Raw genomic sequence first — 20,243 nt, 5'->3', positions numbered from 1 at the left:
GGCATGACGCGTCGCAAGGCGTCTCGCGATGCGTATGCGGACACGCGAATCCATGACGGATAACGCAGTCTGCGCTGCTTGCGCAGTATCGCAGACCTTGAAGACTGGCGCAGCCGGCAAGGCAGGACAGGCATGATATTTTTGCAACTCAGTTGCAAATGTGTGGCCGCCCCCGTATCATCGCATCTTATTGCAACCAAGTTGCATTAGTGGGGTGCGGACGGTCGACCGTCCACGCGCCGCCCGCCGCCCGCCGATTACAGGACATCGTTGCCATGACTCCCCCCCTCGCGAAATCCGGCGACGTCGATCGTCGCCTGCCCGTCACCGTCCTTTCCGGGTTTCTGGGCGCGGGCAAGACCACGCTGCTCAACCATGTGCTGCGCAACCGCGATGGGTTGCGTGTGGCCGTAGTCGTCAATGACATGAGCGAGGTGAACATCGACGCGTCGTTCGTGGCGCGCGACGCCGCCAACGCGGGGGCGGCACTATCGCGCACACAGGAGCGTCTGGTCGAAATGAGCAACGGCTGCATTTGCTGCACGCTGCGCGAAGACCTGCTGATCGCCGTGCGCGAACTCGCTCAGGAGGGACGTTTCGACTATCTGCTGATCGAGTCGACCGGCATTGCCGAGCCGATGCCGGTGGCGGCGACGTTCGAGTTTCGCGATGACGAGGGACAGTCGCTCGCCGACATCGCGCGCCTGGACACCATGGTGACGGTCGTCGACGCGTTGCACGTGCTGGAGGATTTCCACGGCTTCGACACACTCGCACAACGCGGCGAAGTCGCCGGCGACGAAGACGAGCGCCGTCTCGCGGAGTTGCTCACCGAGCAGATCGAATTCGCCGACGTGGTGATCGTGAGCAAGGTCGACTGCGTGGATGCGGCACGGCTCGATGCCGTCAAGGCGCTGATCGCGGGACTCAACCCTTCGGCGCGCATCGTGCTCGGCGAGCGCGGCCGGGTACCGCTGGCCGACGTGCTCGGCACCGGGCGCTTCGACCCGGCGCGCGCCGGCCAGATGGCCGGCTGGGCACAGGCACTGGCGGGCGGGCACGCGTCGGAGGCCGACACTTACGGCGTGACGAGTTTCGTCGTGCGCCGGCGCGAGCCGCTGCATCCGGGGCGCTTTGCCGCGTTCATGTCGATGCCTTTCGATGGCCTGATGCGTGCAAAGGGCTATGTCTGGTCCGCGAGCCGACCCGCGTGGGCGCTGGCCTACTCGCGGGCAGGCAATACGGCCACGCTCGAGCCGGTGGGGCAATGGTGGGCGGCAGTCGATCCGGACCAGTGGCCGCCGCTGGACGATCCGCAGCGCGCGGCGATCGAGGCGGGCTGGGAAGCCCCGTGGGGCGATCGCATCAACGAAGTCGTGTTCATCGGTCGCGACATGGACCGCCGCGCTATCGAGGCTGCGTTCGATGCCTGCCGTCTGAGCGCGGTCGAGCTTTCGCAGGGCGAGCGCGCCTGGCGCGATCACGCTCACGCGTTGCCGCTGGCGATGGAAAGCGAAGACGCATGAGTGCGGAGCGCCAGGACGTGCGGGCGCGGTTCGGGCTGCCACGCAATTGGCAACGCGCCTGAGCGGGCGCCGTCGCCTGCGTTGGCGGCGGTGTCGCGCGGAGGCGTTGGGGAAAACGCGGCCGGCACCTTGAGGTACCGGCCGCGCGGGCGCCGAGGGAAGGCGGCGCCCATGACCGGCATACGCAGGGAGGCAAGCGTATGCCGGGTCAACCTGCCTGACGTCAGAAGTCGGGCGTTTCCACCGGGCGCAGATCGAACACGAGGACCTCGGCGTCGCTGCCCTTCGAGAGGGTGAGCGCCGTTTCGTCGCGCACCCGCACCCCGTCGCCTTCCCCCAGCGCCACACCGTTGAGTGTCACGCTGCCGCGCGCCACGTGCACGTAGGCATAACGGTTCGGCGCCAGCGTGAGCGTGGCCGACTCGTCACCGTCGAACAGCCCGGCGTACACACGTGCGTCCTGATGGATGCGCAGCGAGGCGTCCTGGCCGTCCGGCGAAATGATCAGCCGCAGGCGACCGCGCTTTTCTTCCGGCGTGAACCGTTGTTGCTGATATTCCGGAGCGATGCCCGCCTGGTTCGGCACGATCCAGATTTGCAGGAAGTGCACCGGCGAGGTGGGCGAATGGTTGAACTCGCTGTGCGCCACGCCACGCCCCGCGCTCATCAACTGCACGTCGCCCGGCTCGATCACCGACCCCGTGCCCATGGTGTCCTTGTGCTCGAGCGCGCCTTCGAGCACGTACGAGAAGATCTCCATGTCGCGGTGCGGGTGCTTGCCGAAGCCCTGCGCCGGTGCCACGCGGTCGTCGTTGATCACCAGCAGATCGGAAAAGCCGACTTGCTTCGGATCGTAATAGTTGGCAAACGAGAAGGTATGGCGCGAGTTGAGCCAGCCGTGATTTGCAACGCCCCGGTCCGCAGCCTTTCTGATGTCCAGCATGATGTGCTCCTGTCTTGTCTGTTTCGTTGGGAGGCTGTGTGTGCCTCGATGAATGTCATTTTAGAGTCCTGAGCGATAACCACAATCCGTCTGAATTGTGAATTATTGTCATCTGAAACGAGACAATTGGGCGGTTCAGTGCTATCCAGGCTGGTGAAGGGATCGGACGATTCCGGTGGCTCGCGGACAATCGTCCGAAAGCGGGAGCTGTCGTGCGCATGCCGGGGCGCGATGTGCGAGACTACGGGCCTTCCTTTGCAAGGCCCGCGGGCCGGTCGCCAGTTCCGACCGGATTCGGGAGCCGCGCCGCCAACGACCTACCCCCACCGGAGATTCGTCATGAGCCGCACCTACGCATTTCGCATCGTCAATGTGTTCGCCGAAACCACGTTCGGCGGCAACCCGCTGTGCGTGTTCGAAGACGCGCGCGGTCTGAGCGACGATGAAATGCGCGCGCTGGCGCGTCAGTTCAATCTGTCCGAGACGACCTTCATCCTGCCCTCCGAGACGGCCGACGCCCATGTGCGGATCTTCACGCCCGGCTACGAAATGCGGTTTGCCGGACATCCCACGCTGGGTACGGCGCATGTGCTGCGCGCCATGCGTGGTCTGGGTGATCAGATCACGCTGCAATTCGCCGCGGGCCGGGTTCCGGTTGAAGCGTCGGGCGATCACTGGACGTTGACGGCGCCGTCGTCTGGCGAGCCGAAGATCTCCAAGGCCAGCGAGGCGGACGCCGACATCGCCGCGCTCGTGCGGCTCGGCCGGGACGATCTCGCGCAATCGCCGCAGTGGGTCGATACCGGCGCCGATCAGTTGCTCATTCCGCTGCGCAATGCCGAGACTGTCGCGCGAGCGCAACCGGACAGCGCACGGCTCGAGCGCTGGCCGCTCTCGAGTCTCGGGCGCAAGACGGGCTACGTTTTTTCCATCGATGGCGAGAGGGGCGGCGAGCTGGACGTGACGGCGCGCTACTTCTTCACCACCCAGGGCGGCGGCGTGAGCGAAGACCCGGGCACGGGCTCGGCTTGCGCCAATCTCGGCGGCTGGCTGATCGGGCAGGGATACCCGCTGCCGGTGCGTGCCCGCGTGTCGCAGGGCGACGCCGTGGAGCGCGCGTGCCGTCTGACGCTCGAAGTCACGGCGGATCGGCAGATCCGGGTCGGCGGCAACGTCATCGAACTCGCGCGCGGCGAGGTGCGCCTGTAAGGCGCCGGGAGACGACAGCCGTATGTACGCATTGGCAGCGCCGGTCGAGACCGAGCTGGAAATCAGGAAGAGCCGGTTCATCGGCATTGTCATGCCGGCGGCGTCGCGCGAGGCGGCCATGCGCGAACTCGACGCACTGCGCGTGCGCTACCCGAACGCCACGCACTACTGCTGGGTGTTGCTGTGCGACGGAGCGTCGGGCTTCGACGACGATGGCGAACCGGGGGGCACCGCCGCCAAGCCCATGTACAACGTGCTCATGCACAAGGGCCTGACGAATGTCTTTGCGGTGGTGGTGCGTTATTACGGCGGCATCAAGCTTGGCGCGGGCGGACTGACCCGCGCGTACGGTCAGGCGGTGAGCGAAGCCCTCAAGCTGGCCACGCTCACCGCAGTCGAGCCGATGGCGCAGATGCGTTACCGCTGTGCGTTCGCCCACGAAGCGATGCTGCGCCGGCTGGCGGAGCGTCATGCCGCGCAAGTGCTCGATGTTGCCTACGACGACGCGGTGACGTTGCAACTGTGCCTGCGAGCGCGCGACGTCGCTGCGTTCGAGGCCGACGCGACAGAGGCATTGAGCGGCGGCCTCGAACGTTGCGGCGCGGCCTGAGGCGACCGGCCGGGCGCGCCCGGTCGGTCTGGCCAGTCCTGCCTACCGCACATTGACCACGCCGCGCATGCCTGCCTCGAAGTGTCCCGGTTCGAGACACGCGAATTCCACGGTGCCGGGCTGCGTGAAGTGCCACACGAGGGTCTTGCGCTGACCGGGATCGACCGTCACCGCGTTGGCCTCGGCGTGCTTCATGTCCGGCATCTGCTGCATCATCTTCGCGTGCTCGGCCAGCGCCGATGCCGTGCCCAGCGTCATCTCGTGACGCACCTTGCCGTTGTTCGTCACGACAAAACGCACCGTGTCGCCACGGCGCACGGTGATCGTGGCGGGCGAGAAGCGCATGGTGTCGCGCATGTCGACGTCCACGGTGCGGGTGGCCTGCGCGTCGTCGCCGGCCTCGCCGATGGCCGGCGCCGCCGCGTTGCCCTGGCCGTGCTGCATGTGCATGGCATGCATGTCGTCGGCGAGGGCCGGCACGGCGAGTGCCAGGACGAGTGTGCCGAGCGCGAGTTGCGCGGGCGCGGTGCGATGAAGAAACGAACGCATCATGATTTGACTCCGGTTTTGCCTGCCTTGGCCGGTGCAACGGCGTGACCGGAGCGGGCGGGTTGACGATGTGAAGAGGGTAATGCGGAACTGCTGCCTTGCCACGGGCTCGCCACCGAGCCGCGCGGTGCGCGATACCAGCCGGGATCGCGATAACTGTCGCGTGGCAGGTCATGCCGGACTTTCAACGTGGTGAACATGCCGCCCATCTCGATGGGACCGTACGGGCCCGTGCCGGTCATCATCGGTAACGTATTTTCCGGCAATGGCATTTCCATGCCGTTCATGGAGCCGCCGGTCTCGCCCATTGCCATGTAGTCGGGAATGATGCGCGAAATTTTTTCGGCGATCTCGCGCTGGTTCACGCCGAGCATGGTCGGCACCTCGTGGCCCATCGGGTTCATCGTGTGATGCGACTTGTGACAGTGAAACGCCCAGTCGCCGGGTTCCGTTGCGTCGAACTCGATGGCGCGCATCTGTCCGACCGCGACGTCGGTGGTGACTTCGGGCCATTGGGCGCCCGGAGGAATCCAGCCGCCATCGGTGCCCGTCACGTTGAATTCGTGGCCGTGAAGGTGGATCGGGTGGTTGGTCATCGTGAGATTGCCGATGCGGATGCGCACCCGATCGCCCTGGCGTGCGACCAGCGGATCGATGCCGGGAAACGCGCGGCTGTTCCACGTCCACAGATTGAAGTCCGTCATCTCGTTGACACGGGGCGTGCGCGTGCCGGGGTCGATGGCGTAGGCATTGATGAGGAACACGTAATCGCGATCGACCGGCATGAACGACGGATCTTTCGGATGCGTGACCCAGAAGCCCATGAGGCCCATGGCCATCTGCATCATTTCGTCGGCGTGCGGGTGATACATGAAGGTGCCGGGCCGCTTCGCCTCGAATTCGTACACGTAGGTCTGCCCCGGCGCGATGGCGCGCTGGTTGAGGCCCGCCACGCCGTCCATGCCATTGGGCAGTCGCTGCCCATGCCAGTGCACGCTGGTCGGCTCGGGCAGACGATTCGTCACGTAAAGGCGAACGCGGTCGCCTTCGACGACCTCGATGGTCGGACCGGGACTCTGGCCGTTGTAGCCCCACAGATTCGCCTGCATGCCGGGGGCGATCTCCCGCACCACGGGCTCGGCGACCAGGTGGAACTCCTTGACGCCATTGCGCATACGCCACGGCAAGGTCCAGCCGTTGAGCGTCACGACGGGCCGGTATGGCCGCCCGGTGGGCGGGGCGAGGGGTTTGGCGGTACTTGCATCGCTGCGGGTTGCCGCGTCGGGCAGCGCGGCGAGGCTGGCCCGCTCGACGGCGGCGGCGCCCATGACGGCGAGACCGGCGTCACGCAGGAATCGTCGGCGCGAAGTCATGCGCCACCTCCGTGTGTGTGAGATGAGGACGGTTCGGCCCCGCCCACGCTCTCGCGCAGTGCGGCGTCCGCCAGCCAGAAATCGGCCGTGGCGTCGATGTAGGCGAGCACCGTATCGCGCTGTTCGCGTGCATCGGACAGCAGATCGAAGACGCTGGCGAGCATGCCGTTGTAACGCAGCAGCCATTCGTCGGAGACGCGCTGGCGCATCGGCAGGATCGTGGTGCGGTAGTGCTCCGCGATGTCCCAGGCGGCGATTGCCTGTGCACGGCGAGTGCGCACTTCGGCGCGCGCGGCCACTGCCGTGTCGGCCAGCCGGTCGAGGCTCTGGCGGTAGCGCGCCTCGGCGCCGGCCACTCGCGCGCTACCCCAGTCGAATAGCGGGACCTCCAGCGAAATTTCGTAGCCCCGCTCGTTGGGCGAGCCCGTGGCGCTGTTGTCGCGATAGGCCGTGTCGAGCACATTCACGAATCGGGTCACGCGCGTGAGCCCCAGATCGCTCGACATGCTCTCGAGGCCTGCGCGAGCGGCGCGAATGTCGGCGCGCTCGCGCATGGCTTGCGCCTCTGCGTCGGGCCAGGACGGGCGCTTGCGCGGAAGCGCCGGCAGACGCTCGGGGAGCTGGAAAGTCAATTGCTGCCCCCACAGCCCCATCTGCCGCGCCAACTGCTCTCGCGCGGTTTGGGACTGTTCGCGGGCTCGCGCCAGACGTGCCGCCGTGTCGGCATGCACGAGGTTCTCCTGCGTGCGACGCATCGCACTGAAGTTACCGGCACGCGCCATGCCATCGGCCAGTTCGCTGGCGGCCTGTGTGGCGACACTGGTCTGCTCGAGAATCCTTACGCGCTCCTGGGCTGCGACGGCTTCGATCCACGCTCGCCGCGTGGCGGTCGCCTGCTCGACGACGGCCTGCGTGACCTGCGCCTGCACTTGCGCGAAGCGTCGGGCTTCGACGCGCGAGGCGAGCGGCATCGTCAGCACGCGAACGAAGTCGAGGCCCCACGTGCGTTCGATGCTGACGTCGCCGCCGCCCTGCACACGCTGAAACGAGAAGCGAGGATTCGGCAGGCGCCCGGCTTGCACGAGCGACGCTTCCGCGATGCCGAGCTCCGCATACGTTGCCTGCAGGCCGCGATGGTTGATCAGCGTAAGTCGCACCGCCGAGTCGACGTCGAGCGGGCGCGAGAGCAAGACGTCGCGTTCCTTGGCGAGCGCCTGCGTCGTGGCGTCGTCGCGAGCCCAGACCGCGCGCGTGCCCAGGCGCTGTTGCGTCGCGTCGGCGACCGGGCCGAAGCCACCGTCCTCACTGAACGTCGCACACCCTGACAGGATGAGCATGGCAATGGCGGCGGTGGCGATCGCGGTTCCGCGTTGCACCCCGGATGAGGACGCACGCCGACGTTCTGGTGCCACAGCCCCGGCGCGCAAGACGAAAGTTGGCGAGGTCATCATTTCGGCGCTCCCGGCATGCGATGCGCTGCGTGAGGATCGGAGGCGCTGCCCGGCGCGGGCACGGCCGGCATGGGGTGTCCCATCGCCGCGTGATCCGGCGCGGTGGCGGCCGATGGCGGCGCCGACATTGTCATGCCGTGCATCTCATGCTCGCCGCCGGGGGCGGGCATGGCCGACGTGGAAACGTTGCCCGTTCGCATCGACATGGTGTGAGCGGCATGTCCTGCGGGGGGCGTGGACGGCATGTCGCCCATGTCGTGGCCGCCACCGCCCATCCCGCTCATGCCATTCATGCCGGCAACACCGGCATTGATCTGGCGCCAGTCGCCGGTTGCCACCGACAGCGCGGGGCGCGAGTAGTCTTGCAGAACCCCTTGAGGTGGCGGGCCGGCGGGCGCGTCCGGGGCCGACGGATCGGCAAGGCCGGCGCTTGCCGGCGCCGGTTCGGCGCTCGCGGCGTGTGACGACCACAGCCCGGAGAGCGAAAGCATCAGCGGCACGACCCATGCGTGCCGTCGCAAAGAAGAAGACGTCATGAAAAGACTCGTCAGTCGGGCGACGCCGGACGTGCCGGCGGCGCGTAATTCGGGCGGACGGACCGGCGGCGCGGGCGATGGGCGAGTGAGGGCCGGTCGCGCGATGCGGCGTCAGGTCAGTCCGACGAGAAACGGAGACGGCACGCCGCCAGACGGGGAACGCGCGACAGCGATTCCCGCGAACGATGGACGACCGTCAGGCGACGAGAGATTTGGGGGGACGTTCAGGCACACCGACAACGGCGCTGCTCGCCGAGGTGCGCAGGAAGGGGATGGGGGTGGACGGCTGAGCGTCCGGCGTACGCAGGACCATGCTCGCCGGCAATGCTGTACAGACGACGCAAGCCGCGCACGCCGAGCAACTCGCATGCAATGTGTGGCCGGCCGGCGAAGCCTTGTGGACGGACGGCTCCGATGTGGTCGAGTCCATTTGCGCCACGTCATGCATGCCATGCGCCATCTCATGTGACGCGTGCATCGCGTGTCGCCCTGTGTCCTCGGCCGCCGCCGGCATCATGCCGTTATGCCGGGCTGTCGAGTTGCCGTCTCCCGGCATGGCGGACGACGCCATCGTCGATCCGACGAGTGCGCTCGCGCCCGGCGATCCCGGCGCGCAATGCGTGCGCAGTGCGGCCATCGCCTGAAAGGGCATGGTGACGCACAACAGCCACAGCACGAGGAGTCTTCGCCAGCGAATCATGCCGCGCAGTCTAGCATCGCGGAGGTGACGCCCGCAAATGAACGTCGGCGGCGCAGCGGTGCGCCGCACAGCGTCGGCGTCGTCGCACGCGGTTCAATGCTCGAAAAGATGAAACGCCTCGAAGTGCGTTCGACGTCGCGAGAGGACAACGAGATTGACGATGCACACGATCGCGACCAACGCGAAAAGCGAGGCCGAGACTTCGACGGTGTGGTCGCCGAGCAGCGAAACCGCGATCGCCGCGACCATCAACGCGAGCAACACCCGGTGAAGCCAGGACGCGAGCCGAAGGTGGCGCTCCGATTGCGTGACGAGCACGACCAGCGACACGTAGAACGGCGCCGCGAGCATGGCCAGCACGCATAGCGCGAGCAACACACCGAGTACGCTGGCAAGCAGCGCGTGGCCGTCGGCGGCGCTCGATTGCACACCAACGACAGTGGCGGCGGCAAGGTAAAGCAGCATCAGGCCGTCCAGAACGATCGCGAGTCGGTTCATGACATCTCTCCGGCAAGTTGGGGCGGAGGTGACATTGCCCCGCGGCGGCGGGGTCCGGTACAGCGGGGACAATCCAGGCAAGGGCGGGCGCGGGCCACGCTCGAGACCGGCGTCGCGGTGCGACGGCGTCAGCGTGGCGGCTTCGGGGTGGTCGGTGCCCCGGGAACCTCACCACGTGCCTGGGTGGGCGAGTGCGCCGCCGGACCCGCGAGTCCAAGCCAGGCGGCGGCGACGTCGATGCCCACGGTGTCCGGCACGGCCTGCACGCGGTAGATCGACACGTTGCCGCCGTCGTCCGCGCAGAACAGGTCGCGCTCGAGGTCGGTCAGAACGTCGAGATGCTGCTGCAAACGGTAGAAGCCCGATGGTGTCAGGTCCTGCACGAGCGCGGCGAGTGTTTCCGGATAGAGGTAAAGGCGGCTGGGCCAGTGGCCGTGCCGAAATCGAAAGGTGCCGAGCGCGCCAAGCACATGCGCGAGCGTGCCGCCGTGACCGCGAACCGATTCGATCAACTGCGGCCACGCCGTGGGTGATCCTTGCTCAGGATTGGCGGGGCGCAGGCCTCGAGGTGGTGTTGGGTATCCCATGGGTCACCTCGAGCAACGCGCGAACAGGCAGGCGCGCGGTGTGCCGCGCGCTGCGGGAGACTGAAAAGTTTCCACAAACCCTCCGCTGACTTCCGAAGGTGAGTGCCCGAGCGATATTGGTCTTGTGATTCGATAGTTGCAGAGCGCCGACGCGGGCGAAATCCGCACTTTCGCCTAGTCCATCGGCATGAGGTCGCCACGAGGCGCCTTGGCTGACGCGAGACGGGGGAAAGACGGGGAGAGATGGGGAGAGATGGGGGGAGAGACGCTTGGCGACGCCCCAATGAAAACCGGCGGCCTAGCCGCCGGTTGAGGCCCCATCAGGGCATCGCCAGCCGCGTGTACCGGCGCGGCATGGTAAGGGCCAAGAAGACTTGGCACCGAGGGGCATTGCCGTGCTGCGTCGAACCACCATCGGTTCCCGGCCGCGCCCATGCAGTCTGACTGCGCTTTGAGTATAGGTCGACCGCCGTCGAATGGAATCGGCTTTTCGGATGAGAGACCGCCGCGTGCGAACTATCGCGAAACCGTTGACTCGAATTGGCGCACGATTCCCCCTGTGTCGATGGTTTCGTCCGCGCCAAGTTTGCGTTCTAATGGCAGCATTCATGGCGATGGATGGCGATCCCGGAAGGAAAAGTGCTCCGGCCCGGGCATCGCGCCGCCGTATACCCGTCAAACATTCCAACGATGGCAAAACATTCTCTACAACGATGGGCCCTGCTTGCCTGCCTGTGCGCCGCGCAGTCGGCCTTCGCCGCCGACCAGTGCGAGGGCATCCTGCTGCTGGCCAAGAGCGCGCAGGGCGGTTTCGAAGATATCACCGGCCCGCTCGCGGCCAAGAACGAGCGCGGCGAAAGCTATCAGGCCACCTACTCGGTGCCGGGCGGCGACTGCAAGGTGTTCCGGGCCACGGGCCTCGCGCCGACCTATGAATGCGTGTGGGACTACCAGAAGATCTCCGCGATGGACCTGCGTCAACAGGCGCAAAGCTTTGCGACGCAGGTCTCGCGTTGCACTCGCGGCGTGACCACGCTACGGACAACGACCACGAATGCGGCAGGTCTGCCCGCCGAATGGCAGAGCGCGAGCCGGAAGTACGCGCGTCCGGTGAATTTCACCATCACGGCGCAGGACCTGGTCACCCAGCGCGGCGAGCGTCTGCGCGAGATCTCGCTGTCGGTCGAGAAGCAGGTCGAGAAGTAAGTGGCCTCGCCGGACGGAACGCCGCGTGATCTGGCGAGGCGTGCGGACCTGTGCGGCGCCGGTCCGGCGCGGTGGTTACAAACGGTTGCAGACCGCGCCACGCATTAACATCTTTTCAGTCGACGCTCGTTCGACCGACCCGGTACAGTCATTCATGGGGTGTATGGCGCATCTGCCACCCGCAGATGCCGACAGCCCCCGTGCGAACCGGCCCCACCTTCGGGCCGGGGCTGTGGCTGAACCGAAATGAGTACCCGACTTCGTTATTGCTTCCTGTTGATACTCGTATGCGCCTACCCCGCTTGGGCGGGAGGTGGGCGCGGACGCGACATGCTCGACGTGAACAAGGCGTCGCTGCGTGAGGACATCAGCCGGTTCAGTGCCGACCGCGGTCGGGGGCAGGCGGCCTATCCGAATTGGGCCGCCCCGGCCGAGCCGCGCGAGCGGCAGTACACCCCGCAAGGGGAGCCGCGCGGACCTCGCGGTGGCGGCGGCGGTCGCCGCGGTCGCTGATTTCATCTCGCTGTTCCCCCGCGCCCCGCATGCGATTCGCCGTTCCCGGCGCATGATCGAGGCGCGGGGCGTATCCCCCTCTCCAGCCTCGCCCATGCACCGGATGTTGCACATGTGCAACATTGGATGCGCCGCGTCATCCCCATCCGCGTCTTCAATTCGGGCATGTTCATGGCCCGCCATTCTCGCTAATTTCCGCGAATGTGAGCGTTTGCTAACCTGCTGACGCAAGCACCATATCGATTTCGTTATACCGGGATTAATTGTGGCGCGGGTGTTCGGCCGATTTTTGTCTCCCCACCATTTCCCAGCCATCGCATACGGCAGATTTTTCGGTGCGGTTCCGGCCTTTCTGCGCATGGCGGGGCTGTGCGAGAATCACGGCCGTTTATCAGGGAGGCGCTTCTCGACGGGCGCCAGCAGGTCCCGCGTCGGGCGGGCAAACCGGCACACAAAAGACATAAACCAAGGAGAAGTCAATGAAGCGGAGCATGGCCAAGGGCATCGGTGGGGCACTCGTATTGGGCGCGTGTGTGAGCGCACCGGCATTCGCACAATCGAACGTCACGCTGTACGGTCAGGTCGACGCCTGGATGGGGGCGGTCAAGAATCCGGGCGGCGATCGTGCCTGGACGCAGGGCGGGGGCGGCATGTCGACCTCGTACTGGGGCATGAAGGGCAGTGAGGACCTGGGCGGCGGCCTCAAGGCGGTATTCGTGCTGGAAGACTTCTTCCGTCCGCAGAACGGTCAGTACGGCCGGTTCCAGGGCGATACGATGTTCTCGCGCAACGCCTACGTTGGCCTGTCGTCGGACACCGCCGGTACGGTCACGATGGGGCGCCTGACCACCTCGTATTTCGTGTCGACGATTCTGTTCAACCCGTTCGTCGATTCGTACACCTTCAGCCCGATGGTGTTCCACACGTTCATCGGCCAGGCCGGTCAGGGTATCGTTGGCGATTCCGGCTGGAGCAACGCCGTGATGTACACCACGCCGAATTTCAAGGGCCTGTCGGGCAGCGTGTCGTATGCGTTCGGCAACAAGGCCGGCGAAACCGGACAGAACAAGTGGAGCGCCTCGGCGCTGTACTTCAACGGTCCGTTCGCGGCGACGGTGGCCTACCAGCAGGTGAAGTTCGATTCGCAGCCGGACGACATGGCCGGCATGGCGGGCTTCCGCAGCCAGCAGGCCGTGCAACTCGGCGCGACCTACGACCTGCAGGTCGTGAAGTTCTTCGGTCAGTACCAGTACATTCGAAACAACATCACCGGCGGCGGCGTGTCGGAGAACGGCGGACAGCTCGGCGTGTCGGTACCGCTGGGCAACGGGAAGGTGCTCGCCTCGTATGCGTACACGAAGAGCTCGGGCGCGAGCAACGTGAACCGCAAGACGTGGGCGCTCGGCTACGACTACAACCTGTCCAAGCGTACCGACATCTACGCCGCGTACATGAACGACAAGGTAAGCTCGCTCTCGGGCGGCGACACCTTCGGTGGTGGCGTGCGCATGAAGTTCTGAGGCCACGCGGCGCGCCTGTCCGACAGGCGCGCCGTCGAACCGATCCGGAGGGGGCAAACGCCGCGCGCGTCTGCCCCCTTTGTTTTGGGGCGTCAATTCCGCGCGTCGCATCGTGGACGATCCGTGCCCGTCGTTTCGCACAGCGGTTCCATGTGTCACCGATCCGGCGTCTGCGCGCTATGATTTGTGCACCGCGCAAAGACGGTATTTTCGCCACCTTCCCGCACAACCGGAGCAGAGACGACATGACGATTCAACACGTAGGCATCATCGGTGCAGGCACCATGGGCAACGGCATCGCACAGGCCTGTGCGGTGGCCGGGCTGCCGGTGACGATGGTCGACATCAGCGACGCCGCCGTCCAGAAAGGCATGACGACGATTGCCGGCAGCCTCGAGCGCCTGATCAAGAAGGACAAGATCACCGCCGCCGACAAGGACGCCGCGCTCGCCCGCATTACCCCGTCGACCGACTACGCGTCGCTGGCCGATGCCGACATCCTGATCGAGGCCGCTACCGAAAATTTCGACCTGAAGGTCAAGATTCTCAAGCAGCTCGACGGCATCGCGAAGGAAGGCGCGATCCTCGCCTCGAACACGTCGTCGATCTCGATCACCCAGCTTGCCGCCGTGCTCGCACGGCCCGAGTCGTTCATCGGGATGCACTTCTTCAACCCGGTGCCGCTCATGGCGCTGGTGGAAATCATTCGCGGCCTGCAGACGAGCGACGACACGCACGCCCGCGTCGATGCGCTCGCGCGTGCCCTCGGCAAGTCGCCGATCACGGTGAAGAACGCGCCGGGCTTCGTGGTGAACCGGATTCTCGTGCCGATGATCAACGAGGCATTCTTCGTGCTGGCCGAGAACCTGGCCTCGCCCGAGGAAATCGACGAGGGCATGAAGCTCGGCTGCAACCACCCGATCGGCCCGCTGGCATTGGCCGACATGATCGGGCTCGACGTCTGTCTGTCGGTGATGAACGTCTACTACGAGCAGTTCGCCGATTCGAAGTATCGTCCCTGCCCCCTGCTCAAGGAGATGGTGGCGGCGGGCTATCTGGGCCGCAAGACCGGGCGCGGTGTCTACACGTACTGACTGTCCTCGCGGTTCCGGTTGAAACATACCGCCGACGTGCGGGTCCGGCGCGCATATTGCCGCGCCGGACCCGCGTGTTCGCGATCTCCGCGCGCGGCGTTAGCCTGCGGATGAAGCTTCGGCGACAGGCGATAGCGGCCGCGCGGCGTCGGGCGATCGTCGCACATGAGAAGCATGCGGCGTGTGGCGTGCGCTCGACGGTGCAAACGCATTGAATGCTGCGGACGCACCCGATGCGCCCCATGCACCCGACGCACCGGATCCGCCGGTGCTGCCGGTGCTGCCGGATGCGCCTGACCAGCGTCTTTCACCTTTCTCCGGTTTCGCGCTGTTCGAACTGCGCGCGCTTGCCGCACTGCCGAGGCTGGTGCTGCTGCTCGTCTGCCCGATCACCGCGTGACGCCGCGCCGCGAGCGGCCGGGTGACCGACACGGTGTACGGGTATCCGGTGCGGTGTCCGATCTCGGCGAATGCGCTGTCGAGAATATCGACTGCGTCCTGCGGCGTGTCGGCACGCGCAAACGAAATCGCTTTGTACCGGCTCCAGGGGTCAAGCAGTAAGGTGGTGTCGCGCGCCAGATAGGCGCCCCAGGCGAACTGCGACGACGTGACGCCATCTTCACGCAGCGGCGCTTTGGGCTGCGGCGTCGACCGGTCGAGGATGTCGATGAACTCCCGTGACTCCGAGTAGAGCACCATGACGTGCGGCGCCCGACCTTTTGGCTGCACGGTGATCATGCGCAGATTGTCCTGATCGACGCCGTCCTGAAGCAGGAAATAAAACAGGACTTCCGCGTTCTCCTGGCAGAACGCCTCCGCGAACGGCCGTGAGTAGTAATACATCGCGGTGGCTTCCGCGGCCTGGCGCTGTTGCTTTCTTAACGACGCACCGCGGTTGATGTCCTTCATCGCAACGCTCAGCGCGGCCCGGTGGTCGACGATCGAGTTGTCGCGCAAGTCGCGAAGATCTTCGCGATTCGAGCGCAACAGGCGCAACCGACCGACGTCGGCGAACGCATTCTGGATCGCCTCCTGCGCGGACTCGTCGGGCAGGTGCCGCGTGGCGGCGAAGATGTCTTCGTAGCTGCTTGTGATGCTGTCGGGCGTCATCGGACGGCTCGGGCCGCATCCGCCGCCACATAGCCGCAGGGGGGCGTGTGCCTGCCACCGCCCGGTGGCAGGGTCGAACGTCACCGGCACCTGCGCCTGGTTCCGGCGAGGCGCGTCGACGAGCCAGTGATCGTCGCTGAATCCGCGTGTGATGCGGTAATCCCCGGCCTCGCCCCGAAGGTAGTGGTGGCCACCCGCGACGAAGAGTCGAGCCGTTTCGTCCTTGGGCCGCCAACGTTCGGGCAAGGTTTGTGCATAGCCTGAGAGGTGTCGCCGCTCATCCTGAATGAATCGGGGGCTCGCGGGCTCATCATGCAATGCGATGTCGAGGCCGGAGACTTCCGCAAAGCTGTCTGGCGCGGTGTCGTAGCCGGCGCGATCGCGCTCGGGCGCGGCGCGCGATTCGGTGAGGCGGCCCGGTGCGGCATCGCTTGCGATGGCAGCGTCGAACGCCGGAGATCCGGGGGCGTCGCGATCCGGCAATACAGGCGCATCGCGCCACTCAGGTACGTCATGCATGGCCTGCCCACGTGGCGAGGCGAATTGCAGCACGCCGCTCAGACGGCTCGTGTCGAGCGCGCGGCCCGTGATCCGGTCGGCGGCGATGTCGGCGATCTCGGCGGGCATTCGCAATGCCTGAACGTCGGGAACGATGCCCGTGGCGGTATCGAGCGTGCCCGTCAGCGCGCGCAGCATGCGGCGAAAATCCGGGGCAACCGGCTGCCCGCTGGCGATTTCGTACACGTCGGCGAGCGATTCGCCGGTGTTCAGGAACGGCGAGCGCGCCGCGGCGACTGCCTTGAGTATGTCGAGCATCGCGTAGTCGGATTTGATGGCAGTGCGCGTCACCGGCCGCACGATGACCTGATCAGGCAATGGCATCGCCGTGAGGTTCGATGTCGGCGCTGACGTGCCTAGCCGCATCGTCGCAGTGCCATGCCCGTAGTCCTCGTTGTTGTCGTGCCGGACACGACGATCACTCGGTGGCAATGCGGACGTCGCCGGTGTCGCGAGGTTGGCAGCCAGCAGCACCGAGAATGCGACAGGCCAGAACGCATCGCGCGCGGCGGGCCGGCTTCGATGCGTGTCGTTGATGTCCCGTGCGGCGTGCGCTGCACGCGCGTGCCGGAAGGTACCGCGAAATTCGAAGGCGGTGGGTGTCCGATGGTGGGCGAACCGCGCGTCGTAGCGGGGCGTTGGGGCGATGGCACGAGCGTGTGTGGTTGAATGCATTTGGCGATCCGTCTCCGATGAAATCGATGGGGGAGTCAGGGAGTCAGTGAGTCAGGGCATGGCGGGAGCGTCAAGGGAGAATGGCGCCCTCGCTGCCGCTGTCTCGCGCCGCCGGGGCTGACGAGCCTCCGGAGAGGCTGCTCCCACTTCCCGATCTGCCTGAGCCGTCCGGATGGCCGGATCTCCTGTCGCTTTCCAGGCTGTCCCAACTGCCCTGCGTCTCCCGGTTGTCGCCACCCGACAAGCTGACGACGCTTGCCCGGGGCGTCCCTAGCGGGCGTGTGATCGAAACGGTGTAATCGCTGCCCGGGCGATGACCGATGTCGACGAATGCCGCATCGAGTGTCTCGACGAGGCTGATCGCGTGATTGGCGTGGAAGAACGAGGTCGCGCGTGCGTGACTCCAGGGATCCAGCAACAAGGTGGTGTCGCGCGATTCGTAGATTTCCCGCGCAAAGACGCCGTCCCGAATGCCGTCAGGACGAGCGCCGACGGGAGGCTGCGGCGTCGCCGCATCGAGCAGTGGAATCAACGTTTCGGATTCCGTATAAAGCACGAGAACATGCGGCGGGCGATTCTTGGGTTGAATCGTGATCATGCGAATTCGATCGATGGGGACATCGTTGACGAGCAGGTAGTGAAAGAGGATTTCGGCGTTCTCCTGGCAGAAGGCTTCCGCGTCGGGATGCCAGTAGTAATGCATCGCGGTAATCAGGGAGGCTGCCTGCTGCTGCCTGACCAGCGATGCGCCGGGCTTGATGTGCTTCATTGCCGCGCGCAAGGCCGCACGGTGATCGACGATCGAGTTGTCTCGCATCATGTGCAGGTCGGGCCGGTTGCTGCGGGTGAGATGCAACAGGCTCAGGTCGGCAAAGGCGCGCTGAATGCCCTCGCGTATGTTTTCGTCCGGGAGATGGGCGAGGGCGGATGCGACGCGATCATGGTCGAGCGCGATGCTGTCGGGCGTGGCTTCGCGGCTCGGCGCGCAGCCACCGCCGCACAGTCGCAGTGGTGCTTCGGCGCGCCACTGTCCGGTGTCGGCGTCGTAGTGCACGGGGACGGGGGCGCGGCGGTCCGCGCCTCTGGGGGCTTCGACAAGCCAATGGTCGGCGCTGCGTCCTCGTGTAGCGTGGTAGTAGCCTGCTTCGCCTGCGAGGTAGTAGCGTCCGGCCGCGAGTATCAGACGCTGGCGCGGGGTGCCCGGTGCAACACCGGGGGGAAGCGCTTGCGCGTAGCCGCTCAGATGCTCGTGTTCGCCCGCGATGCGAAAGGGCGTGTCCGCATCGACGCCGGGTGTGTTCCCGACGTGCGGCCGCGCGTCTCGTGTTGCGCCGACTGCGTCACGCCGCTCCGCCGGCGCGGCCCGCACCACATCCGATCGCGAATCCGGGAGCGCGTCCGGGCGTGCCGCAACACGGTGGGGGGCGGGCAGGGCGCCGCGCCCTGTCTGTCGGGACGCGCCCGCGCTCATCGCACGGGGATCGGCAACCTGGACGATCCCTGTAATGCCATCGGTGTCGACGTGGTTGTGTTCGACGGCGTCGGCACTGACATCCGCGACCTGTGCGCCGACGCGCATACGTTGTACCGCCGGAACGAGCCCGGTCGCAAGATCCATGAATGCGCCCACCTGCATGATCGTCTGTCGTGTACGTGGCGCCACATCGTTGCCGCTCAGCACCGCATAAGCGTCGCCGAGCGTTTTCCCGAGATTTCGAAACGGCGCGTCTGCGGAAGCCAGCGCGCGCAGCACATCGGATACGGGATAGTCGGTCTTGATGACAGGGGCGTGGATCGGCGCGACGTCGATGTCGATGTGTCCGAAGGCATTGGCCCTTGCCGGAAGGACGTCGTCGCTCGCGCGTTCGCCGAGCGCCGGACGGTCAATGCCGGCGGGCACAGCGGGGGTGGCGCGGGCGGAAGCGGCGGCGAGATTGGCGACCAGCGCTACGGCGAATATCGTGGATGCGGCGCAAACCGCGGTTGGCCTTTGCGTACGAGCAAGAGGGGGTATGGCTGCGGCGGCATCACGTGACGGAGCGTCGAATGTCAGGTTGCGGCGTCCGACGCGTGCGGCGCGAAACCGGCGAGGGAATTGGTGGGTGAGGTGAGGATTGCGGGTGCCTCGAGTATCGAGCCGTGGCGGTGCATAGCTCGGTGCGCAACGGATTGCGCGTCGATGCGAGGAAAGCGCCATGGGATTGCCTCCAGAGAACGGGGCGGGACATCAGCAGGCGTGGTTGACACGCAGGCGTCCCGTAGCCCGGAAGGAGGGAGATTGCCATTGACGCCCGTGGCGGCGCTTGCGCTTTGGCAGTGGACGTTGTCGCTTTTGCCGGAGCCGTTCACCCGGGCGCGGAGCACACCCGCAGCGCGCGTCGGCCGCGGGCGGCCCTTCGACGGCTCGTCCGGGAGATCCTCGCGAATCGTCAGAGAGACAGGCGCTTGCGCGTGTCGTTGTACTCCTGCTTCAGACGCGCGACGATCTCGGCCGCGGGCCGAACGTCGTCCATCAGCCCGACGCCCTGACCGGCACCCCAGATGTCCTTCCATGCCTTCGCCTTCGAGAAGTTCATCGTGCTCTTGTCGGCCGTGGGCAGGTTCTCCGGATCGAGGCCGGCGTTCACAATGCTCTGCCGGATGTAGTTGCCCGAGACACCCGTGAAAAGGTTCGAATAGATGATGTCGTTCGCGCTGGCGTCGACGATGGCCTGTTTGTAGGCGTCGCTCGCATTGGCTTCGGACGAGGCGATGAAGCGCGTGCCAATGTAGGCGAGGTCGGCACCCATGGCCTGCGCGGCGAGGATCGAACCGCCGTTGGCGATCGAGCCCGACAGCACGATCGGTCCGTCGAAGATCTTGCGTACTTCTCCGACGAGCGCGAATGGCGAGAGCGTGCCCGCATGCCCGCCCGCGCCGGCGGCGACGAGGATCAGCCCGTCCACGCCCGCCTCGAGCGCCTTGTTCGCATGACGCAGATTGATCACGTCATGCAGCACGATGCCGCCGTAGCTGTGGACCGCATCGAGCACTTCCTTGGGCGGCGCGCGCAGACTGGTGATGAAGATCGGCACGCGATGCTCAACGCACACGCGCACATCATGTTCGAGCCGCTGGTTCGACTGATGCACGATCTGGTTGACGGCCAGCGGTCCGACCACGGCATCCGGGTTCGCGGCCTTGAACGACGCCAGCTCCTCGCCAATGCGCGAGAGCCAGTCCTCGAGAATCTGCGGCTCGCGCGCATTGAGCGCGGGGAACGAGCCGACGATGCCGGCCTTGCACTGCGCCAGCACGAGCTCCGGGTAGCTGACGATGAACATCGGCGACGCCACGACGGGCAACGCCAGGTTTTGCAGAATCTCGGGAAGGGCCATGAAGTCTCCTTGAGCAGAACGCCCGTACCGGCGGCCGTGGCGCTGTTGCGCCGTGTCCGAACGTCGGTCACGTGTCGAATTCGCGAATTTGCGATCTCGCGATTTCGCGAACGATCGTTCGATTATAGGGGGAATTGCCGGCTGCCCGGTTGACGCGCAATTGAGGAAAGCTTCGGTTCCGCATCGGGTTCGCGAGGTGCCACTGGCC

Annotated in this window: 18 protein-coding genes; 8 read left to right on the top strand and 10 right to left on the bottom strand. The window is 66.1% G+C overall.

Features of this window, described 5'->3' with window-relative positions; all coding sequences use genetic code 11:
• Nucleotides 1-275 precede the first annotated feature (275 nt).
• Nucleotides 276-1,526 carry a GTP-binding protein gene (locus LV28_RS46550; RefSeq protein ID WP_023597943.1) on the top strand — a complete coding sequence of 417 codons (1,251 nt, stop codon included), beginning with the start codon at nucleotides 276-278 and terminating at the stop codon, nucleotides 1,524-1,526.
• 223 nt (nucleotides 1,527-1,749) lie between these two features.
• Here LV28_RS46550 and LV28_RS46545 read toward each other — a convergent pair whose 3' ends face one another.
• Complete coding sequence (locus LV28_RS46545) at nucleotides 1,750-2,469, bottom strand: pirin family protein (protein WP_023597942.1); 720 nt, start codon at nucleotides 2,467-2,469, stop codon at nucleotides 1,750-1,752.
• 339 nt (nucleotides 2,470-2,808) lie between these two features.
• Here LV28_RS46545 and LV28_RS46540 point away from each other — a divergent pair, with 339 nt between their 5' ends.
• Complete coding sequence (locus LV28_RS46540; RefSeq protein WP_023597941.1) at nucleotides 2,809-3,678, top strand: PhzF family phenazine biosynthesis protein; 870 nt, start codon at nucleotides 2,809-2,811, stop codon at nucleotides 3,676-3,678.
• Nucleotides 3,679-3,700: 22 nt separating this feature from the next.
• Entirely contained in the window at nucleotides 3,701-4,288 is a 588-nt protein-coding gene (locus LV28_RS46535; protein WP_038619535.1) for an IMPACT family protein, read from the top strand.
• Between the two features lie 42 nt (nucleotides 4,289-4,330).
• On the opposite strand, the gene LV28_RS46530 is transcribed toward LV28_RS46535, so the two are convergent.
• The 4 genes from LV28_RS46530 to LV28_RS46515 all read right to left on the bottom strand — a co-directional run bounded on the left by LV28_RS46530 (nucleotide 4,331) and on the right by LV28_RS46515 (nucleotide 8,197).
• Complete coding sequence (locus tag LV28_RS46530; RefSeq protein WP_038619538.1) at nucleotides 4,331-4,840, bottom strand: cupredoxin domain-containing protein; 510 nt, start codon at nucleotides 4,838-4,840, stop codon at nucleotides 4,331-4,333.
• Nucleotides 4,837-6,210 carry a multicopper oxidase family protein gene (locus LV28_RS46525; RefSeq protein ID WP_038619542.1) on the bottom strand — a complete coding sequence of 458 codons (1,374 nt, stop codon included), beginning with the start codon at nucleotides 6,208-6,210 and terminating at the stop codon, nucleotides 4,837-4,839. Before LV28_RS46525 ends, LV28_RS46530 begins: the two co-directional genes overlap by 4 nt.
• On the bottom strand, nucleotides 6,207-7,586 hold the full coding sequence (locus LV28_RS46520; protein ID WP_255315202.1) for a TolC family protein: 1,380 nt from the start codon (nucleotides 7,584-7,586) through the stop codon (nucleotides 6,207-6,209). Before LV28_RS46520 ends, LV28_RS46525 begins: the two co-directional genes overlap by 4 nt.
• A 71-nt stretch (nucleotides 7,587-7,657) precedes the next feature.
• On the bottom strand, nucleotides 7,658-8,197 hold the full coding sequence (locus tag LV28_RS46515) for a hypothetical protein (RefSeq protein ID WP_115344449.1): 540 nt from the start codon (nucleotides 8,195-8,197) through the stop codon (nucleotides 7,658-7,660).
• A 491-nt stretch (nucleotides 8,198-8,688) separates the two neighbouring features.
• Here LV28_RS46515 and LV28_RS48945 point away from each other — a divergent pair, with 491 nt between their 5' ends.
• Entirely contained in the window at nucleotides 8,689-8,841 is a 153-nt protein-coding gene (locus LV28_RS48945; RefSeq protein WP_155765765.1) for a hypothetical protein, read from the top strand.
• Between the two features lie 149 nt (nucleotides 8,842-8,990).
• On the opposite strand, the gene LV28_RS46505 is transcribed toward LV28_RS48945, so the two are convergent.
• Both LV28_RS46505 and LV28_RS46500 read right to left on the bottom strand, forming a co-directional pair.
• Nucleotides 8,991-9,395, bottom strand: coding sequence for a hypothetical protein (locus tag LV28_RS46505; RefSeq protein ID WP_023597933.1), 405 nt, complete (start codon nucleotides 9,393-9,395; stop codon nucleotides 8,991-8,993).
• Between the two features lie 128 nt (nucleotides 9,396-9,523).
• Entirely contained in the window at nucleotides 9,524-9,907 is a 384-nt protein-coding gene (locus LV28_RS46500) for a hypothetical protein (protein ID WP_038619550.1), read from the bottom strand.
• A 765-nt stretch (nucleotides 9,908-10,672) separates the two neighbouring features.
• Between LV28_RS46500 and LV28_RS46495 the strand changes: the two genes are divergently transcribed.
• The 4 genes from LV28_RS46495 (at nucleotide 10,673) to LV28_RS46480 (ending at nucleotide 14,315) form a co-directional block, all read left to right on the top strand.
• Nucleotides 10,673-11,188: a hypothetical protein gene (locus LV28_RS46495; RefSeq protein ID WP_038619553.1), complete on the top strand. Its 516-nt coding sequence runs from the start codon at nucleotides 10,673-10,675 to the stop codon at nucleotides 11,186-11,188.
• 246 nt (nucleotides 11,189-11,434) lie between these two features.
• Nucleotides 11,435-11,701 carry a hypothetical protein gene (locus LV28_RS46490; protein ID WP_141570645.1) on the top strand — a complete coding sequence of 89 codons (267 nt, stop codon included), beginning with the start codon at nucleotides 11,435-11,437 and terminating at the stop codon, nucleotides 11,699-11,701.
• A gap of 479 nt (nucleotides 11,702-12,180) precedes the next feature.
• Complete coding sequence (locus tag LV28_RS46485) at nucleotides 12,181-13,221, top strand: porin (protein WP_023597929.1); 1,041 nt, start codon at nucleotides 12,181-12,183, stop codon at nucleotides 13,219-13,221.
• 245 nt (nucleotides 13,222-13,466) lie between these two features.
• A complete protein-coding gene (locus LV28_RS46480; protein WP_023597928.1) occupies nucleotides 13,467-14,315 on the top strand; it encodes a 3-hydroxybutyryl-CoA dehydrogenase in 849 nt (282 codons plus the stop codon).
• 99 nt (nucleotides 14,316-14,414) lie between these two features.
• Here the strand turns inward: LV28_RS46480 and LV28_RS49185 are convergent, their stop codons facing one another.
• The 3 genes from LV28_RS49185 to LV28_RS46465 all read right to left on the bottom strand — a co-directional run bounded on the left by LV28_RS49185 (nucleotide 14,415) and on the right by LV28_RS46465 (nucleotide 20,035).
• Nucleotides 14,415-16,658 carry a hypothetical protein gene (locus LV28_RS49185; RefSeq protein WP_038619557.1) on the bottom strand — a complete coding sequence of 748 codons (2,244 nt, stop codon included), beginning with the start codon at nucleotides 16,656-16,658 and terminating at the stop codon, nucleotides 14,415-14,417.
• A gap of 70 nt (nucleotides 16,659-16,728) precedes the next feature.
• Entirely contained in the window at nucleotides 16,729-18,558 is a 1,830-nt protein-coding gene (locus LV28_RS46470) for a hypothetical protein (protein ID WP_038619559.1), read from the bottom strand.
• Nucleotides 18,559-19,087: 529 nt separating this feature from the next.
• Nucleotides 19,088-20,035 carry an NAD(P)H-dependent flavin oxidoreductase gene (locus tag LV28_RS46465; RefSeq protein ID WP_023597925.1) on the bottom strand — a complete coding sequence of 316 codons (948 nt, stop codon included), beginning with the start codon at nucleotides 20,033-20,035 and terminating at the stop codon, nucleotides 19,088-19,090.
• Between the last annotated feature and the right edge of the window lie 208 nt (nucleotides 20,036-20,243).

Origin of the sequence: Pandoraea pnomenusa (assembly GCF_000767615.3) — a bacterium.
GTDB lineage: Bacteria > Pseudomonadota > Gammaproteobacteria > Burkholderiales > Burkholderiaceae > Pandoraea > Pandoraea pnomenusa.
Note: the sequence above shows the minus strand (reverse complement) of the source record. Positions and strands in the feature narration are given on the sequence as shown.

Bases quoted from the DNA above. Each gene is read 5' to 3' on its own strand.
- LV28_RS46550 (WP_023597943.1), top strand. From the start codon at position 276: ATGACTCCCCCCCTCGCGAAATCCGGCGACGTCGATCGTCGCCTGCCC.
- LV28_RS46545 (WP_023597942.1), bottom strand. From the start codon at position 2,469: ATGCTGGACATCAGAAAGGCTGCGGACCGGGGCGTTGCAAATCACGGC.
- LV28_RS46540 (WP_023597941.1), top strand. From the start codon at position 2,809: ATGAGCCGCACCTACGCATTTCGCATCGTCAATGTGTTCGCCGAAACC.
- LV28_RS46535 (WP_038619535.1), top strand. From the start codon at position 3,701: ATGTACGCATTGGCAGCGCCGGTCGAGACCGAGCTGGAAATCAGGAAG.
- LV28_RS46530 (WP_038619538.1), bottom strand. From the start codon at position 4,840: ATGATGCGTTCGTTTCTTCATCGCACCGCGCCCGCGCAACTCGCGCTC.
- LV28_RS46525 (WP_038619542.1), bottom strand. From the start codon at position 6,210: ATGACTTCGCGCCGACGATTCCTGCGTGACGCCGGTCTCGCCGTCATG.
- LV28_RS46515 (WP_115344449.1), bottom strand. From the start codon at position 8,197: ATGACGTCTTCTTCTTTGCGACGGCACGCATGGGTCGTGCCGCTGATG.
- LV28_RS46505 (WP_023597933.1), bottom strand. From the start codon at position 9,395: ATGAACCGACTCGCGATCGTTCTGGACGGCCTGATGCTGCTTTACCTT.
- LV28_RS46495 (WP_038619553.1), top strand. From the start codon at position 10,673: ATGGCAAAACATTCTCTACAACGATGGGCCCTGCTTGCCTGCCTGTGC.
- LV28_RS46490 (WP_141570645.1), top strand. From the start codon at position 11,435: ATGAGTACCCGACTTCGTTATTGCTTCCTGTTGATACTCGTATGCGCC.
- LV28_RS46485 (WP_023597929.1), top strand. From the start codon at position 12,181: ATGAAGCGGAGCATGGCCAAGGGCATCGGTGGGGCACTCGTATTGGGC.
- LV28_RS46480 (WP_023597928.1), top strand. From the start codon at position 13,467: ATGACGATTCAACACGTAGGCATCATCGGTGCAGGCACCATGGGCAAC.
- LV28_RS49185 (WP_038619557.1), bottom strand. From the start codon at position 16,658: ATGCATTCAACCACACACGCTCGTGCCATCGCCCCAACGCCCCGCTAC.
- LV28_RS46465 (WP_023597925.1), bottom strand. From the start codon at position 20,035: ATGGCCCTTCCCGAGATTCTGCAAAACCTGGCGTTGCCCGTCGTGGCG.